Here is a 19,066-nt window from a genome sequence, read left to right on the forward strand (position 1 = left end):
AAACTAATCTGACAACTTTATTTATAATTCATGCTGACTGATTTTATAAATTTCTATTTTTTAAAACTACATATTGTATTTAATATAGTTTTTTCACTCCCACAAATAGGACAAATACTTTATATTTAGTGAGTAAATCCGTGAACTTTATCACCACTATCATGGCCTAACACTGTGGCTGTTGCTAACTCTTTAATTGCTTCTTTAAAGTCTTCAACCATTTCTTCAGCCATTGGCATAGTTAAATCTGCACGACAGACAAAGCGTTGAATGATTATATTATCCATATTTTTTGGCAATGGATATGCTGGAACTTGCCACCCTTTCATGAGTAAACGATCAGCTAAATCATATAATGACCATTTAACTTGTGCATCATTTTTTAAGGTATAACATACAATTGGGATATTGGACCCATCGTTATATATTTTAAATAACCCTGTTTCTTCAACTGATTTCGCAAGATACATAGCGACTTCTTTAGTTTCATTATGAACTTGACGATAACCATTGTAGCCTAATTTTAAAAACATATAATATTGTCCAATAATTTGGCTAGCACTTCTTGAGAAGTTGATTGCCATTGTTGGCATATGACCTCCTAAATAGCTAACATCAAAAATTAGTTCTTCAGGAAGATACTCCCGATCTTTCCAAATTACCCAACCAACACCTGGATAAACTAAGCCATATTTATGTCCAGACGTATTAATTGAAACGACATTTTTCAAGCGGAAATCCCAAACTAATTCCGGATTAACAAAAGGCACAAACATCCCACCACTAGCCCCATCAATATGAATGACTAAATTAGCATTATTTTTTTTATTGTATTCCTCAACCATCTTGTCTAATGCTTCAATATCATCAAATTTCCCTGTATATGTGATGCCAAGAATGCCTACAATACCAATCGTATATTCATCAACGTAATCAAATACTCGATCTAAATCTAAACTTAAATGTTCTGGATCAACAGGCACTTCTCTAAGTTCAACATCCCAGTAAACACCGAATTTTTCCCAGCAAACTTGAAATCCTGAAGAAATAACTAAGTTTGGTTTTCTTTTTGTCGTATCAATTCCTTTTTTTTCCGCTAGATGGCGCCATCTGAATTTCATAGCCATCCCGCCTAGCATACACGCTTCACTCGAACCCACTGTTGAAGTTCCAATAAAATTCTCACTCGGTGCATTCCATAGATTTGCCAACATATTTACACATGAAGCTTCTACTTTAGCTGTTCTTGGATATTCAGATTTATCAATAGCATTTTTATCTAAGGTTTCTGACATTAACTTGATAGCTTCATCATCCATATACGTTTGGCAAAATGTTGCTAAATTTTGTCTAGAATTCCCTTCATCGATTAAATAACTTTTAATTGCATCATACGCAACAGCTGAACCAATCCCATCTTCAAAGAATGTTTTTGAAGGTAACTTTTGAGTAGAAAAATCTTTATTTGTCATTATAAACCACCCTATTCTCTATTTTTTTATAAAATTAATACTGTACAAACTAATTATTCGCTTGATTACAATACATAAAATTGACTATCTTGAGTTCTAAATTTTGTTTAACTAGTTAATTTTCTAGACCTTGTAACTTTTGATTATCATTTAATTCAGAAACATTTTGCAGGTTCTTTTTTTGTAATACATGCATTGAATAGCGTAATAATGCTACAAAAATGATTGTTAATAAAGCTAAAATTAAAATACTCTTTCTAAATAACGGGGCTCCAATTCCGCTTGAAATAGCTTCTCTAAACGCATAAACGGAATAGGACATAGGAAGGTAGGGGTGAATTGCTTTAAAGAATGGCGCTTGTAATTGAATTGGGAAAGTTCCACCAGCACCACCAAGTTGCAATACTAAAAGAATCATCGCAACAAATCTACCTGGATTATCAAAGGTCATTGCTAAGAACATCGTGATCGCCATATATGACCAAGCACTAACAAACGCTGTTAAGAAAAATTGGAAAATGTTATCAACTTGTAATCCAATTAATAACATAATACTTGCTTGAATTAACGCCATTATGCTTGAAACAACAAATCCAAGACTCACTTTACTCAACCACCATGCTCCACTTGATTGTCCCTCTAGTGAAATTTTTCTAATTGGGTAGATAAAATTGAACAACATTGAACCAACAAATAGTGCTAGTGACATAATATAAGGAGCTAATGCTTCACCATAGTTTGCTACTTTACTATATTCATTATTTTTCAAGGAAGTAGGTGCTGCAAATTGATTAATATTTTTCTTCGTAATTTTTAATGTGGAACTTTCACTCACACCCTCATCTAAAGCAGAAGATAGTTCTTTTGCCCCACCTTCTAATTGACCAATACCGCTCATTAATTCAGGTGAATTTTCATTTAATTCTGCTAATCCTGCTTGCAGTTGGTTTGCACCTGTATTTAATTGATTCACACCGTTTGATAAAGTTGGAATTTGACTTTGCAATTGATCTAAACCAATAGATAATTGGCTACTTCCTGTTGTTAATTGATTTACACCAGCTAAAGCTGTCGGTAACTTGGTTGCCGCAAGATTTAAATCTGAACTAATTGCATATAATCCACTGGTTAATCCTACTGCATGTGATGAATTTGGTACCTGAGCTAATAAGGCGTCAAACGAATTAATTCCAGCATGGATACTCGCTTCAGAAGAAGAAAGTTGTTGCGCAGAGGCTGCCATAGCATTTGTCACATTGCTTACATCATTTGCTGAAGCAGATAAATCTGATGCTTTAGCACTTAGTGTATTTAATTCTGATTCAACTGCCGATAAAGAAGTATTTATTTGTGCTGTTATCGATGAAATTTGCTCATCTAAAATCGCATCAACTTTGCTACTAATTGAACTTACAATATCCGCTTTCTCATTATCCGAAATTGTGGTACCTGCAAGTAAATCTGCAACATAAGAATCTATATCTGTTTGTATTTTTTGCATCTCCAAATTGGCGCCACTCAAACTAGCACTTGCCACTTTTGCTTGATCCGCTACACCTGTTGCATCATTTGAAATTCCTAATAGCTTATCTTTGTTGGTAATAATCGAGTTAATCTCATTACGAATATTTTGTAAATCATTTTCTAGGACTATTTTTACGTTAGGATCTAAATTATTTTCAAATGTGGTTAAAGCGTTGGCCAAATCTTGAGTTCCAGTAGCCAATTGAGTTAAACCAGCATCAATGCCAGCGACATTATTTTCAATTGGTCCTAAAGCTTGATTTGCTTGATTCAAAGCTGAACTTAGTTGATTCGCTCCTGAATCTAATTGCGACACACCTGAAGCTAATGGGCCAATACTATTTGCTAATTGACCCGTTCCATCTGCTAACTGATTTGAGCCACTATCTGCTTGAAAAACGCCTTCGGTATATTGTTTTAGCCCTGTTTGAAGTTCACCACCACCATCTGCAAGTTGATTCGCTCCATTAGCGGCCTGGCCAAGAGCACCAACTAATTTTTGACCCGCGTCAACAACTGCCGTTGCATATGCTTCAATAACTTGTTCCCTGACTTGAGTTTCCAGAGCAGTAGCACCTACAGTTGAAATTTCATTGGCTATATAATTTAACGAATCATTCGTTGTGTATATAATTTCCATTTTTTGAGGGGTATGATTAATGATACTAGCTGCATTTTTTGAAAAATCTTCGGTAATTGTCACAATCATATAATATTTTAAATCTTTCATACCTTTTTCTGCTTCTTCTTTTGAAACAAAATTCCAGTCTAACTGATGATCTTTTTTCAAATTATCAACAACTTGTTGCCCAACATTCATTTTTTGTCCTAATAATTCTGTCGGCTTATCTTGATTTACGACTGCTACAGGTAAATCTTTTGCACGACCATACGGATCCCAAACTGATTTATCAAAAATAGATGAGTACAAAATCGGAATAAAGGCAATTGCGATGACTGAGATTAATAAGATCTTATTACGAAATAAATTAATCCATTCTTGTTTGGTCATCTTCATGATGTGCCGCCCCTTTCAAGCTATGATTCTTGCTATAAAATTGATAAAATAGAAATGGAGCAACTACAGTCACGATGTAACTAAAAATCAATGTAGTAATATACGTTTTACCTTCTGTCTTACTCATTGTATCTGGTATCATAAATGCAGTTATAATGGCGGCAATCGAAAGTAATAGACCTGAACCAGCAACAAAAATTTTCACTTTTGAACCGCCAGGTATTTGATACTCTCTTTTCAACTCTTTCTTTTTGAAAACAATAACTAGATAAGCGATAAAAAATAATATATATGCACTTAAATAAATGATTACTGTCAATGAAATTGCTGTTTGGAATGAAACATTTCCACCTGAATTACCAGAACCAAAAGTTAAAATCGCCGCCCAAGCAGTTACAATGATTCCTTGAACTATTAATAATGGAACCGGAACGCCATGCTTATTTACTTCTTCATATTTTTTTGGTAATAAACCTTTTGAAGCAACGAATTGTAAACCTTCTGTTGGACTAACAATCCAAGAACTCACCTGTGCCATAACACCAAATGAGACTAGTATACCTAAAATAATGACCAACGGAGATTCTTTACCTGGAGAAATTATTTCTTTTAACGCATTTACAACTCCTGCATTGGCTGAAATATTTCCATGTGAAACCATAGCTACAACACTACCACCAATCGTACTAAGGACAACTCCAACAATGACTAAGGCAAACATAATTTTTGGATAATCTTTTTTAGGATTTTCCAAATCGGCAATATGAGGAGCTGATGCCTCTACACCCATATATGCGAGTACAAATGAAACTAGCGCAGAAATATTACTTTTATCGGGGAAAAAGTGGGTATCTGTAAAATTCTTTGAAATTTGATTTCCTGATGCTATATATTTAATTGCTAAGACCAACATAAGCAACACTGGAATAACAATACCGATTGAAAATCCATATTTTGCTACTTGTTCTGTAATTTTTGTTCCCTTAAATTGAAGTGCAGTTAATAACCAGAATATTGAAATAACAAGAATAAATTTCACACCTACGTTAGTATTTAAAACCGGTACATTCAAAACATCTGATACTGTTCCAATAATGAAATAAATCATCGTGACAAAACCAACAGTAATTTGAAACCATTGAAAAAAGATAGCAGCAAAACCAAATTTTTCTCCTAACGGTTCACCAACCCAACTAAAAATTCCGCCATCTTGATACCCTTCTATCGTTGCAAGTTCAGCCGAACTCAATGCAACAGGTAAAAACCAAAATATTCCACAAAGCAATAAGAAAAAGATTAATGTTTTACCTGAATCAGCGAAAGTTGGATATTCATAAACTGTAATAAACAGCGAGGCTGTCATTGCGAAAAATCCAAATTTAGAAATGTTTTTCTTTTTATTCACTTTTCTGTCCTCCCTTTTAAATTTTTTTAATCTTTAAAAAGTATTTAATTTTATAATCTTACTTTCAACACTTATTTAACCAAAAACAGCAAATATATTTCTATATTTAACAAAAAATCGAGTATTAATATGCCATAAAAAAGCTAAAAAATATATTTTTCAGCTTTTTAGTTTATAACAATAATAGTTGTGTAAACTTATTTAATTTTTATGGCACATCCTAAAACTTTACACATTGTTTTTCAACTGTTTTAGTTGCTCAATTGCTTGATCAATAGTTTGATGTGCATCATTATTCAAGCTACCATTGTTGGCTGATTTTAAGCCTAATGCTAGTTCTTGGCGAAGTATATCTAACGTACTTATTCCTGCTTCACCTTTTTGTCCCATACTAGAAATTTTTTCCTCAGGTGATAGGATTTCTTTATTCAGAATATCGATATCTTCTGTCTTTTTAGTAACAAATACTTTAGGTGAATTTCTTTCAAGTAATTCGTCTGTTAAAGTTATTTGAGAAATACGAGTATTATTGTAATCCGTGTAGTAATACGTTTTACTTTCGTTACACATCATCCCTATATATTGAGAATAGTCTTCTTTGTCGTCATCTGTAACAACGATCCCTTTAGGAATTTGAACAGTTGCTAAAATTCTCACAGCATTTGTAACCGCTTCAATTTCTATACCCGCTTGATCGATATATTCTTTAAAGAAAGCAGCACGAACAAATCTTTCAGGAGGAGTATAGCCACCAGGTAATCCTAGCGTTCCTGTTCCTTGAGAGAAGGCATGTGAAGTATATTTTCCAAATTTTGTAGGTTCATATTGTTTAGGACGGACATTTAAATAATTACTTAGATTATCAATATGCCAGTCTAAAAGAGGAGTATTTGTCATAACACCGACGGGGTTTTCTTTAAGATGAAGCATTTTACCAGTTGGTTCTATCACCATACAATTTCCAGTGGTATCTGTTAAAATCCAGTGCAAAGGGGTCACTGTATCAATAAGCGGGGCGGGTACTTCAAGAAGATTAACTTTAGAAAGTTCTTTTTTTAATTCTGAGATAGATTTGAATTCACCTAAAGCCCAAGTAATAAATTCATGAGGAGCTAAGTTTATTTTTTCGCTATCAAGTTCTTTTTGATAAACTGCTTTTTGAGGTAAATATAGTTCGGCAATAGCTAAACCATGCTCATTTACACCATCAGCAACAAAATAAGAAGTTCCTAGTAAACGGCCTGCTCCCAACATCCCATATTTAGACTGATGTTTTTCTTTATCAGCTTCAGATACCCACTCATTCTTTTTGGGGAGGTATACTACGTCAAAGTCTAATGGAAATGAAAAATCCATCGTTCTAGCCAACAAATGTTTGTTATCTTTGGTTTCTAAAAAAATACTTGTACACATAAAAACACTCCTTTTATCTATTTTTTATTCGTTATTTATTACCTACACTATAGCACCATTGTATAAACTTTAAAAGTAAAAACACTTACCCTTAATTTAAATACATTTTACAGAAAAATGTAAAAACAAAAGGAATTTCAACTTAATTAAAAAATAACAAACAAAAATAATAACCTTCGTGTTCATTCGAAAACAAGTCCTATATATTTCCGTATTAATTGTTATTTAAATCTAAAATTATAAATTAGACGTTATTAATATAGATTCCGATACTCTTTTAAATATAAAGAAAACAGTTATTTATTTTCAAAAAAACTCCATTAGGAACACTATAATTATTGTTTTTGGATTAATTGGTATTGTAGCTAGTTTAGCTTTAAAATTGCTAACACTATTCATATTTTCTCGGAAGTTGTCCCCGTCTTAATAACTTAGTTTACGACAAAAAAACCTAACTTAAATTTTAAGTTAGATTTTTTTTAGGTATAAATTTCAAAATTGCTTTAGATTATACCAACAACGTATACAACATCTGATTATCATTAATCGAGATATATGTTGGATCAAATTGACTTAAACGCTCAATCAAACTAACAGAATCCTCTTTGTATTTTAGTAAAATACCAATAATAACTGGTCCACTATTCCGATTTACTTTTTTAGTATATTCAAACTTCGTAATATCATCATCAGGACCTAAAACATCACTAACAAATTCTTTCAATGCGCCTGGACGTTGTGGAAAGTTGACTAGAAAATACAGCTTCAATCCTTCAAATAACAACGATCGCTCTTCAATTTCTTGCATGCGATTGATATCATTATTGCCACCACTGATAATGCATACAACGGTTTTCCCTTTGATTTCCTCGCGATAAGGTTCCAAAGCAGCCACTGATAATGCGCCAGCTGGTTCCGCCACAATTGCTTGCTTTGTATACATATCTAAAATTGTCGAACAGACCAAACCTTCTTCAACATCAATCACATCATGCACCATCTCCACACAATGCTGATAATTTAAACCACCAACTTTTCCTACGGATGCTCCGTCAACAAACTTATCAATCGTGTCTAAAGAAAGGACTTCACCTGCATCTAAAGACAAAGCCATTGAAGCTGCTCCACTAGGTTCAACACCAATCACTTTTGTTTCTGGACTAACTGCTGTCGTATAACTTAACAAGCCTGAAACTAGACCACCACCGCCGATTGCCGCAAATAAATAATCAGCCTGCGCCTCTTCTCGAGCTAACTCCTCAAATACTTCAACTGCAATCGTCCCCTGTCCAGCAATTGTATCTGGATCTTCAAAAGGATGGATAAAAGCTGAGCCCATTTTTTCCGAAAAGGCTAGCGCTTCTTTTGAACATTCATCAAAAGTGTCTCCAATTAACACAATTTCAACCTTGTCTTTACCAAAAAACTTGACTTGATTTTGCTTTTGTTGAGGCGTTGTTGTCGGCATAAAAATAGTTGCCGAAATACCCAATTTAGCACACGTAAAAGCCACTCCCTGGGCATGATTCCCTGCACTAGCACAAGTAACACCTTGCGCTAATTGCAACTCATTTAACTGTGAAATAGCATAATAGGCACCACGTAACTTAAAGGAGCGGACCCACTGTAAATCCTCACGTTTTAAATACACTGTACACTGATATTTTTCCGATAAGTATAAATCTTTTTCTAAAGGCGTCTCTTTTACGACAGAGCGCAAAACTTCTCGTGCCTTTAGCACATCTTCCTTCGTTACTAACTTATTTTTGCTCACTCTGACACCCTCTAACTCTTAGTTATATTGTTGATCGTATTTATCTTCATAGCCCTGTAACGCGTCCTGATGGCTTCCCAAAGTAATTCCAATATCATCTAAGCCATGAATAAATTTATGTTTCCAAACTTGATCAATGTCAAATGGATAATCGCCAACTGGACTTTTAACAAGCTGATTAGGCAAATCTATCGTTACTCTTTGCTCCGGTGTCAAAGCTGCTAACTTCTCTCGAACATCCTTAGGCAAATGAATGGGCAAAACGCCATTTTTTGTACAGTTCATATAAAAAATATCACTATATCCGCCAGCAATAATTACCCTAAAACGATAATCTAACAAAGCCCACGCCGCGTGTTCCCTTGAAGACCCACAGCCAAAATTCTCGCCAGTAATCAAAATAGTTGCCTCTTGACGCTTAGGATCATTTAATGAAAAATCGGGATTTAAAGAACGATCTGGTAAATAGCGCCATTCATCAAATAAAAACTCACCAAAACCAGTCTTTTCAATTCGTTTCAAAAAGGCCTTAGGAATAATTTGATCCGTATCAATATTATCATTCATCAACGCAACGATTTGCCCTTCGTGAACTTTAATGGCTTCCATAAATTTCTACCTCCTGTCTAATATCAATGAAATGTCCATGGATTGCTGCAGCTGCTGCCATTGCTGGACTAACTAGATGTGTTCTAGCTCCCTTACCTTGGCGCCCTTCAAAGTTCCGATTCGATGTTGATGCGCAATGAACGCCGTCTGGAACTTGGTCTGGATTCATACCCAAACACATAGAACAGCCGGGTTCACGCCATTCAAAACCAGCATCTTTAAAAACTTGATCTAACCCAATTTTTTCAGCAGCCAGCTTAACTTGTCTAGATCCCGGTACAACCATCGCTCGAATGCCCGCTTTGACTTTTTGTCCAGCTACAAAACGAGCCGCTTCTTTCAAGTCTGACAAACGACCATTCGTACAAGAACCGATAAAGACATAACCCAACTCAATTTCACTGGCTTTTTGACCAGGCTCTAATCCCATATAGCGATAAGCACGCTCATGATTCATATTTTCAATGGCTGGAAAATTCTCAGTAAAAGGCACCCCCATTTCTGGATTGGTTCCCCAAGTTACGTAAGGCGCTAATTCAGAGACATCTACTTTAATATCTAAATCATAAAGTGCATCTGGATCACTAGGTAATGTTTTCCAATCTGCTACTGCTTTTTCAAAATTCTTAGGAGCATATGCACGACCACGAATGTACTCAAAGGTTGTTTCATCAGGAGCCATCATACCCATCTTAGCTCCGCCTTCAATCGCCATATTACAAATAGTCATTCGCTCTTCCATCGTCATATTGCGCACTGTTTCGCCATAATATTCCACTGCATAACCGGTTCCAAAAGCCACACCATAAGTAGCAATTAAATGCAAAATAATATCTTTAGAATACACGCCTTGTGGCAGTTCTCCCACAATTTCAATCCCCATTGTTTTTGGTTTTTGTTGCCAAATAGATTGCGTAGCTAATACATGCTCCACCTCACTACTCCCAATTCCAAAGCCAATTGAACCAAAAGCACCGTGAGTCGCCGTATGAGAATCGCCACAAACAATCACTTTCCCTGGTTGAGTTAAACCTGTTTCAGGACCAACCATATGCACAATCCCTTGATTTTCACTCCCGTTATCGGCTAATGTGATCCCAAATTCAGCACAATTTTTTTGCAAAGCTTCAATTTGCTTCTTCGCAACTAAATCTTGGATATTGAAAATATCCTCTGTTGGGACATTATGATCTAACGTTCCATAAGTTTTATCGGGACGTCTAACGGTTCTGCCTTCTACTCGCAAACCCTCAAAACCTTGAGGAGAGGTCACTTCATGAATCAAATGTAAATCTACGTATAATAATTGCGGTTCACCAACTTCTCCATAAATAACATGACGATCCCACAATTTATCAAACATTGTTTTTCCCATTATCTTCGACCTCCTTCAATTATTTGTTTGCGAACGGCTTCAGTAAATTCAGTCGTTGTCGCTGTTCCACCTAAATCCGTTGTTAGAATTCCTGCCTCCATCACCGTATTACTAGCCACCTCAATCGCTGCTGCTTCTGAAATTAAAGAAAAACTTTCTCTTAACATCATTGCTACAGATAAAATCATGGACATTGGATTGGCACAATTTTTTCCAGCAATATCTGGTGCTGATCCATGAATCGGCTCATAGACAGATGGGCCTTCAATACCGTGACTGGCTGATGGCAACATACCTAGCGATCCTGTAATAACAGACGCTTCATCACTTAGAATATCGCCAAACAGATTCTCCGTCACAATCACATCAAAAGTTGTCGGTTTTTGAATAATTAGCATCGCAGCGGCATCGACATATAGATGCTCCAAAGTAACGTCAGGGTAATCTTGCGCCACTTCTGCTACAACTTTGCGCCATAATTTGCTTGAAGAAAGGACGTTTGCTTTATCAACAGATGTCACTTTTTTCTTACGTCCTTGTGCAATTTCAAAAGCTTGAACACAAATACGACGAATTTCTTCGCGCGTATAGACTAACGAATCCAATGCTTCCTCTTCATTCCAGTGCTTTGGCTCACCAAAATAAATTCCACCAGTCAATTCACGTACCACAACAAAGTCACTGCCACTAACAATTTCCGCCTTTAATGGTGACAGATGTGCAATACTAGTTGGGACTTGAATCGGACGAATATTTGCATAAAGACCCAAGGCTTTACGTAACTGTAATAGACCCATTTCAGGTGTCTTACTAGCTTTTTGCCATTTAGGACCGCCAATTGCACTTAATAAAATAGCTTCAGACTCCTTACAAGCATTTAACGTTTTGTCTGATAATGGATCGCCTTCCGCATCAATCCCAGCACCACCAAACGGGCGCTTCGTCACTTGGAATTGATGCCCAAAGACCTCTTCAATAGCTTTTAAAACACTCAAGCCACTTTCCATAATTTCGGGTCCAATCCCATCTCCAGGTAATGCTGTAATTTTATATTCCATACTTTAGTTCGCTCCTTTTTCCACCTGATCTTTGGCTTTTCCGCTCGCTTGAATATAAGCTTTAGCTGATGCGTTTAAAACATCAAAATCAATCCCGATTCCATGAAATGTCCGTCCATTTCCATCTTTAACTGTCGTATGAACTTCCGCCTGAGCATCTTGTCCTTTTGTTACTGCTTGAATTCGGTAATCTGTTAACTCAACACTAGCTTCCATAATCCGGTCAATCGTGTTATAAATCGCCTCAATACTACCTACGCCTGTCGCTGCATCTTCTAAAGGAGCCGTACCCTTTTCTTCCGCAATACTGACAATCGCACCTTGTAAACCACCTGAAACATATTGCAATTGCAAATGGGTCAACTCATAATTTGTATCTTCAGCAACTTGACCTAGCATAATTGCATGAATATCTTCTTCTGTGACTTGTTTCTTAACATCCGCCAAATGTTTAAAGCGTTTAAAAGCAATTTTATTTTCTTCATCGCTAAGATGATAACCCATTTCTTCAACTTTTGTATTAAAGGCATGTCGCCCAGAAAGTTTTCCTAGCGGCAGTGAATTTTTTTCTACGCCTACTAATGCAGGGGTAATAATTTCATACGTATCAGGGTTTTTCAAGACACCATCTTGATGAATACCTGACTCGTGGGCATAGGCATTGGCCCCAATAACCGCTTTGTTTTTAGGGATAGCCATTCCTGACAAACGACTGACTAGATCACTGGTACGTTTTGTTTCAGCCAGCGTAATTCCTGACTCAGCCTGGTAATAATCATGACGAATATGCAAGGCAACTGCGACTTCTTCTAATGAAGTATTTCCAGCACGCTCACCAATCCCATTAACCGTTCCCTCCACACGTCTAGCTCCATTTTCAATTGCTGCCAAAGCATTAGCAACGGACATCCCAAGATCATCATGACAATGAGTTGAGAAAATAACATCATCAAATTGGGCAATATTATCACGAAGATGACGGAATAATGCACCAAACTCTGTCGGATTTGTGTAGCCCACCGTGTCGGGAATATTAATAATTGTCGCCCCTGCATCAATTGCCGTTTGAACCGCTTTTGTTAAGAAATCAATCGGAGTTCGAGTCGCATCCTCTGGTGAAAATTGCACTTTTTCGAATTTCGTTCGAGCATAAGCAACATGATGGGCAATAGATTCCAGAACTTCTTCCTGTGTCATTTTTAATTTATATTCTAAATGGACTGGACTCGTTGCTAGAAAGATATGTACTTGTGGTGAAACAGCCCCTTTTAGAGCTTCATAAGCACAATCAATATCCGCTTCAACGCAGCGAGCTAAACCGCAGACCGTTGCTTTCTTTAACGTATTTGCGATTTTTTGAACAGATTCAAAATCTCCCGTTGAAGAGATTGGGAAACCAGCTTCAATCACATCTACTCCCCAGTTTTCTAACTGTAAGGCGATTTGAATTTTTTCTTTCTGGTTAAAATTAACGCCTGGCGTTTGTTCACCATCTCGCAGTGTTGTATCAAAAAATTGAATGTAACTCATGTGTTCCACCATCATTTCTGTTTATATTTTTATACTGCTATTGTTCGACCTTTGAAAAAAGGCGAAATACATAAAAAACAAAATGTATTTCCCTATTTTTCAGTCAGGCCTATACGAGCTCATTACGCTTTTAATCCTTAATTATTCGGTTTTACAAATGGCATCATTTCGCGTAGTCTTGCGCCAACTTCTTCAATTTGATGACCTTGTTGACTAGCACGCATTTGTTTAAATTCTTTAAATTCATTTTTATTATCATCAACAAAGGCTTTGGCAAATGCTCCAGTTTGAATGTCTGTTAATACTTCTTTCATTGCCGCTTTAGTATCAGCTGTAATCACTCGTGGACCTGAAACATAATCCCCATATTCAGCCGTATTTGAAATCGAATGACGCATTTTACCCATTCCACCCTCATACATTAAATCAACAATTAATTTCATTTCATGTAACACTTCAAAGTAAGCAACTTCTGGTTGATAGCCTGCTTCTGTTAACGTTTCAAAACCAGCTTGAATCAAACTTGTTACTCCACCACATAAGACAGCTTGCTCACCGAATAAATCCGTTTCTGTCTCTTCTTTAAAGCTAGTTTCTAATACACCGGCACGAGTAGCACCAATACCTTTTGCATAAGATAATGCTAAATCACGAGCTTTGCCAGTTGCATCTTGGTAAACTGCGAATAAAGCTGGTACTGCTGCTCCTTCAACAAAAGTACGACGAACTAAATGACCAGGACCTTTTGGTGCAACTAAGAAAACATCCACATTTTCAGGTGGCGCAATTACGTCAAAATGGATATTAAAGCCATGAGCGAAAACTAATGAATTGCCAGCTTCTAAATAAGGAGCAATCTCATTTTCATAAATTGTACCTTGCGTTTCATCTGGTAAAAGAACCATGATTACATCACTTTGTTTAGCCGCATCAGCAACAGACAAGACCGTAAACCCATCTTCACGTGCTGCTTCTGCCGATTTACCTTCACGAATACCGATAACAACATCATAGCCATTGTCACGTAAGTTTTGTGAATGGGCATGCCCCTGTGAACCATAACCAACAACTGCAATTTTCTTATCCTTTAAAGCGTCCTCTGTTACTGTATTGTCATAATATACTTTTGTCATGTGTGTGTACCTCCGAATTTTTTTGTTTTTTATATGGTCAATCATTGTTCCTATGTTTTAGGACTTCTCGTGAAGCCAGTCACGCCTGTTCGAGCAATTTGAAGAATCCCATATGGAGAAATCAGATCAATAAACCCCTCCACCTTTTCACTAGTGCCCGTTACTTGAACAACAACACTATCTGTTCCAACATCAATAATCTGGCCTCTAAAAGGTTCCAAAATAGCATTGATTTCCGGCCGAACAGAAAGCGGAGCATCTACTTTAATTAACGCCAACTCTCGTTCCAAATGCGGGCAATCTGTGATATCTTTGACTTTTAAAACATCAATTTGCTTATACAACTGCTTGATAACTTGTTGAGCTTCCTCCTCCGTTTCGATCTCTACAACAATCGTAATTCGCGAAACTTCAGGTTCAATCGTTCGCCCAACAGATATACTGGAAACATTATACTGCCGACGAGAAATCACTCCTGTAAATCGGTTCATAACGCCAGTTGCATCGCGAACTGTAGCGGTAATAACTCTGCGCATTTACTCCACCCCTTCCATTGCATGATTCGGTTGCCCTGATGGAATCATCGGTAGCACTACCTCATCTGGTGAAATATGAACATCAATGACAATGGCGCCTGGTTCATTAAAGGCGGCTGTTAAATCAGCCTTCAATGTAGCTGGATCACTTAATGAAATGGCTTTGACTCCATAAGCTTCTGACAATTTAACAAAATCTGGTTGACTATCAAACTCTGAATGAGAAAAACGGGCTCCATGAAATTTTTGTTGCCACTGATGAACCATTCCTAGAACACCATTGTTCAAAATAACTGTCTTCACATTCAAATTATATTCGTGAATAATCGACAACTCTTGATTGGTCATTTGAAAACCGCCATCACCTACAATACAAACAACGGTCTTATCTGGAAAAGCCAACTGAGCTCCAATTGCTGCTGGGAACCCAAATCCCATCGTACCTAAACCACCACTTGTGACAATTTGATAGCGATTTTTATAAGGATAATATTGCGCAGTCCACATTTGATGTTGCCCAACGTCTGTTGCGACTAAGGCTTCACCATGAGTAATTTCACCAATTAGTTCAATGACCTTTTGTGGCTTTATCTCTTCATCAGACTCTTTATATCCAAATGGATACCGTTTTTTACGTGCTTGAGTTAACTCCTGCCACTCACTTGTATCGGCCTTTTCTAGCAAAGGCTGTTGCAACAAATAATTCAAGATTTCTTTAACATCACCAGCAATTGGAATATCGGTTTTAATAACTTTTCCAAGCTCAGAAGGATCAATATCGACATGTACGATAAAAGCCTCTGGGGCAAATTCTTTTGGACAACTGGCTAAACGATCATCAAAGCGTGAACCAAAATTAATTAGTAAATCACATTCTGTCAAACTCATATTAGCTGTATAAGAACCATGCATCCCACCCATTCCCGTAAATAATGGATGATGATACGGAAAACTACCCAGCCCCAACAACGTATTTACAATTGGAATTTGATAACGTTCTGAAAATTCTAATAACTCTAAACCGGCTCCTGCATGATTGATACCCGCTCCAGCTAAAATTAATGGTTTTTCAGCTTTAGCTAGCGCAGCCATCACACTTTCAATTTGTTTCATATCAACTGGATAGCTTGTTGTATAGCCAGGTAAATCAATAATTGCGGGACTACTTTCTGCTACTTGCATAATCCCAACATCTTTAGGAATATCAATCACAACTGGACCTTTCCGCCCCGTCGTAGCAATATGAAAAGCTTCATTAATAATACGCGGCAATTCTTTAGCATCCCGAACTTGGTAATTGTATTTGGTAATTGGAGTGGTCAGACCAATCATATCTGCTTCTTGAAAAGCATCCTTCCCAATTCCAGGTCTATGTACTTGACCGGTAAATACTACCAAAGGAATTGAGTCACTCATTGCATCCGCAATACCTGTCAATGCATTGGTAGCACCAGGACCGCTAGTTACAACGACAACACCAGGTTTCCCTGTTACTCGAGCATACCCTTCTGCTGCATGAACAGCACCTTGTTCATGACGAGTTAGAATATGCGGAATATCCGAATCATAGAACGCATCATATAAAGGCAAAACTGCTCCACCAGGATATCCAAATATCATCTCAACTTCTTGCTTTTCCAAGGCATCGACTAATAACTGCGCACCAGTTTTCATCTTCGTTTCATTCGTCATATCATCACTCCTTTTTAGAAAATTTACTTCTTCCTATCCCCTATGCTAGTGATAGGAAGAAGTCCAAACTAATACTCACGATTTAATCTAACAATTCATCTGGAATCTTCAAGACCCCGCCTGTATGCGCAGAAGTTACTAAGGCAGCATAACGAGCCAGATAACCCGTTCTAACCTTCGCTTTAAAGCGTGGCAAATGAGTTCTGCGTTCTTCCAAGACCTCATCACTAACATTTACATTGATTGTCCGATTTGGTAAATCAATCGTAATCCGATCACCATCTTGAATTAACGCAATTGGACCTCCTGCTGCTGCTTCTGGAGAAATATGCCCAACCGCAATCCCACGTGTTGCGCCTGAGAAGCGCCCATCAGTAATTAACGCTACCTCTTTACCTAAACCTCTTCCTACTATAGAAGAAGTCGGTGCTAACATTTCTGGCATTCCTGGTCCGCCTTTTGGTCCTTCATAACGAATCACAACAACATGTCCCCTTGTCACTCTATGATCGTCAATCGCTGCAACCGCCTCATCATGTGTACTAAAACAAATCGCTTCTCCTTCAAAAACTTTAACAGAAGGATCGACACCACCAACTTTAATAGTCGCACCTTTAGGAGCAATATTACCAAATAACATCGATAGACCCCCAACAGGACTAAAGGCGTTTTCCTTAGGATGGATGACATCTTTATTTAAGATTTCTTTGTCTTCATTATTTTCACGTAATGTTTTTCCAGTTACCGTAATCCGGTCTGGATGAATCGCATTCCCAACTTTGATCAACTCATTGATAATCGCCGGTACACCACCAGCTTCATGAACATCATGCATTGAATAAGAAGAAGATGGAGCAATTTTTGATAAATAAGGAACACGAGCTGCAATATCATTGATACGTTCCAACTCATAGTCAATCCCAGCTTCATGCGCCAAGGCTAAGGTATGTAAGACAGTATTTGTCGAACCTCCCATTGCCATGTCTAAAGCAAAAGCATCATCAATCGCATCTTTGGTAATGATATCGCGTGGTTTAATATCGTTCTTCACCAAATCCATTAAATGGAAAGCAGATTGACGAATTAACTCACGACGTTCATCAGAAACTGCTAGAGCTGTACCGTTATACGGAACTGCTAAACCTAAAACTTCCATCAGACAGTTCATCGAATTTGCCGTAAACATTCCAGCACATGAACCACAAGTCGGACACGCATTGGCTTCCATATCAAGGAATTCTTCTTGAGTCATTTTGCCCTCTTTAAAGGTTCCAACAGCTTCAAACATGGAGGATAACGTTAACGCTTTACCTGTTGCCGAAAGCCCCGCTTTCATTGGACCCCCTGAACAAAAAATGCCTGGAACATTCGTACGCACAGCTGCTAATAGCATGCCTGGCGTGATTTTGTCACAGTTGGGAATATAAAATACGCCATCAAACCAATGAGCATTAATAACGGTTTCAGCTGCATCTGCAATAACTTCACGACTTGGTAAAGAATAACGCATTCCAATATGGCCCATCGCAATGCCATCATCAACCCCAATTGTGTTAAATTCAAAAGGAATTCCGCCAGCTTCACGAATCGCTTCTTTGGCAATGTCAGCTAACTCACGTAAATGTACGTGCCCAGGAACAATATCAATATAAGAATTACAGATTGCAATAAACGGCTTATCCATATCTCCGGAACTTTTTATTTGACCAGTTGCATGTAACAAACTTCTTGCTGGAGCCTGTTCGACTCCTTTTTTTATCGTATCACTTCGCATCTTACTTACCCCATTTCTATATATACACGCATTATTCTTTGCCTAATTTCTTCCAGAAAAAAAGACATCCCAAGGCAATGGGATGTCTAACTGTTTAAAAGTTAGAATCCCGTTTTAAAAATCGAAAACAGGACTCAAACTACTGATATTTCAGTGTTCAAAGCCCTTCTAAATTAATAATAATGTAATGACTGCGTTAAATGTTGTTTGTGTATTTGTTGCTTTCGTATTCATCGTTTTCATAGTCATTACCCCCTTATTTTTTAGTTTGAAGTGAACACTTGTCGTTAATCTCATTTTTTTCTAATTACTTTCTAATCTTTGTGTTAATTAATAATTTAACGTTTTTCCATGGCAATGTCAACCTATTTCATCATAATTATTCCTACCTAAAGTCTAAAATAACAAAGACCAAACCCTTATACAGCCGATAAACAAGATAAAAACCTTATATTGTCAGACTTTTCAAACAATTGATTGCCTTTCATTAACAAAAATAAAAACACTAATTTTTCTGAAAAAATTTTGCGTTATCTGTACTGCCAGTGGCTATAAATGATAAAACCGATTGCATTTATCATTAAAAACCCATTTTAAAAAACCTGTTCTAATTCATCTCTAAAATCAGCATTAGCCCATGTAAGTGAATCTCAATCAGCCGGTAAAGTAACATACACATCTGATAAAGAAGGTTTTATCCATTTTTGATTCTGAAGGAACTATTATTGAATCAAATCTACCAAAAAATGAAAA

The 19,066-nt window shown here is 37.0% G+C and carries 13 protein-coding genes; all 13 read right to left on the reverse strand.

Going from position 1 to position 19,066, the window contains the following annotated elements:
- Window positions 1-125 precede the first annotated feature (125 nt).
- Window positions 126-1,472 carry a glutamate decarboxylase gene (locus MHI00_RS16250; RefSeq protein ID WP_341114936.1) on the reverse strand — a complete coding sequence of 449 codons (1,347 nt, stop codon included), beginning with the start codon at window positions 1,470-1,472 and terminating at the stop codon, window positions 126-128.
- Between the two features lie 115 nt (window positions 1,473-1,587).
- Window positions 1,588-4,014: a YhgE/Pip domain-containing protein gene (locus MHI00_RS16255; RefSeq protein WP_341114938.1), complete on the reverse strand. Its 2,427-nt coding sequence runs from the start codon at window positions 4,012-4,014 to the stop codon at window positions 1,588-1,590.
- On the reverse strand, window positions 3,986-5,419 hold the full coding sequence (locus tag MHI00_RS16260) for an amino acid permease (RefSeq protein ID WP_187957940.1): 1,434 nt from the start codon (window positions 5,417-5,419) through the stop codon (window positions 3,986-3,988). Before MHI00_RS16260 ends, MHI00_RS16255 begins: the two co-directional genes overlap by 29 nt.
- Window positions 5,420-5,647: 228 nt before the next feature.
- Entirely contained in the window at window positions 5,648-6,832 is a 1,185-nt protein-coding gene (locus tag MHI00_RS16265; RefSeq protein WP_035065007.1) for a choloylglycine hydrolase family protein, read from the reverse strand.
- 508 nt (window positions 6,833-7,340) lie between these two features.
- Window positions 7,341-8,606, reverse strand: coding sequence for a threonine ammonia-lyase IlvA (ilvA, locus tag MHI00_RS16270; protein WP_010052247.1), 1,266 nt, complete (start codon window positions 8,604-8,606; stop codon window positions 7,341-7,343).
- An 18-nt stretch (window positions 8,607-8,624) separates the two neighbouring features.
- Entirely contained in the window at window positions 8,625-9,215 is a 591-nt protein-coding gene (gene leuD, locus MHI00_RS16275) for a 3-isopropylmalate dehydratase small subunit (protein WP_010052250.1), read from the reverse strand.
- Window positions 9,202-10,590: a 3-isopropylmalate dehydratase large subunit gene (leuC, locus tag MHI00_RS16280; RefSeq protein ID WP_056999179.1), complete on the reverse strand. Its 1,389-nt coding sequence runs from the start codon at window positions 10,588-10,590 to the stop codon at window positions 9,202-9,204. Before leuC ends, leuD begins: the two co-directional genes overlap by 14 nt.
- Complete coding sequence (leuB, locus tag MHI00_RS16285; RefSeq protein WP_341114941.1) at window positions 10,590-11,648, reverse strand: 3-isopropylmalate dehydrogenase; 1,059 nt, start codon at window positions 11,646-11,648, stop codon at window positions 10,590-10,592. The genes leuC and leuB overlap by 1 nt, the downstream gene beginning before the upstream one ends.
- Window positions 11,649-11,651: 3 nt before the next feature.
- Window positions 11,652-13,178 (reverse strand): 2-isopropylmalate synthase, encoded by a 1,527-nt coding sequence (locus MHI00_RS16290; RefSeq protein ID WP_341114944.1) that lies wholly within the window; start codon window positions 13,176-13,178, stop codon window positions 11,652-11,654.
- Window positions 13,179-13,315: 137 nt separating this feature from the next.
- Window positions 13,316-14,356: a ketol-acid reductoisomerase gene (ilvC, locus tag MHI00_RS16295; protein ID WP_080639170.1), complete on the reverse strand. Its 1,041-nt coding sequence runs from the start codon at window positions 14,354-14,356 to the stop codon at window positions 13,316-13,318.
- A 5-nt stretch (window positions 14,357-14,361) separates the two neighbouring features.
- Window positions 14,362-14,847, reverse strand: coding sequence for an acetolactate synthase small subunit (ilvN, locus tag MHI00_RS16300; protein ID WP_010052256.1), 486 nt, complete (start codon window positions 14,845-14,847; stop codon window positions 14,362-14,364).
- Window positions 14,848-16,539, reverse strand: coding sequence for a biosynthetic-type acetolactate synthase large subunit (gene ilvB / locus MHI00_RS16305; RefSeq protein ID WP_035064995.1), 1,692 nt, complete (start codon window positions 16,537-16,539; stop codon window positions 14,848-14,850).
- Between the two features lie 82 nt (window positions 16,540-16,621).
- Window positions 16,622-18,313: a dihydroxy-acid dehydratase gene (ilvD, locus tag MHI00_RS16310; RefSeq protein WP_010052260.1), complete on the reverse strand. Its 1,692-nt coding sequence runs from the start codon at window positions 18,311-18,313 to the stop codon at window positions 16,622-16,624.
- Window positions 18,314-19,066 lie beyond the last annotated feature (753 nt).

It is taken from the genome of Carnobacterium sp. FSL E2-0243 (genome assembly GCF_038003605.1).
In the GTDB taxonomy this organism is placed as follows: domain Bacteria; phylum Bacillota; class Bacilli; order Lactobacillales; family Carnobacteriaceae; genus Carnobacterium; species Carnobacterium maltaromaticum.

Coding starts and splice junctions, on each gene's coding strand:
- leuB (WP_341114941.1), bottom strand. CDS start 11,648: ATGGAATATAAAATTACAGCATTACCTGGAGATGGGATTGGACCCGAA.
- ilvN (WP_010052256.1), bottom strand. CDS start 14,847: ATGCGCAGAGTTATTACCGCTACAGTTCGCGATGCAACTGGCGTTATG.
- leuC (WP_056999179.1), bottom strand. CDS start 10,590: ATGGGAAAAACAATGTTTGATAAATTGTGGGATCGTCATGTTATTTAT.
- MHI00_RS16290 (WP_341114944.1), bottom strand. CDS start 13,178: ATGAGTTACATTCAATTTTTTGATACAACACTGCGAGATGGTGAACAA.
- ilvC (WP_080639170.1), bottom strand. CDS start 14,356: ATGATTGACCATATAAAAAACAAAAAAATTCGGAGGTACACACACATG.
- ilvB (WP_035064995.1), bottom strand. CDS start 16,539: ATGACGAATGAAACGAAGATGAAAACTGGTGCGCAGTTATTAGTCGAT.
- MHI00_RS16250 (WP_341114936.1), bottom strand. CDS start 1,472: ATGACAAATAAAGATTTTTCTACTCAAAAGTTACCTTCAAAAACATTC.
- ilvD (WP_010052260.1), bottom strand. CDS start 18,313: ATGCGAAGTGATACGATAAAAAAAGGAGTCGAACAGGCTCCAGCAAGA.
- MHI00_RS16255 (WP_341114938.1), bottom strand. CDS start 4,014: ATGAAGATGACCAAACAAGAATGGATTAATTTATTTCGTAATAAGATC.
- MHI00_RS16265 (WP_035065007.1), bottom strand. CDS start 6,832: ATGTGTACAAGTATTTTTTTAGAAACCAAAGATAACAAACATTTGTTG.
- leuD (WP_010052250.1), bottom strand. CDS start 9,215: ATGGAAGCCATTAAAGTTCACGAAGGGCAAATCGTTGCGTTGATGAAT.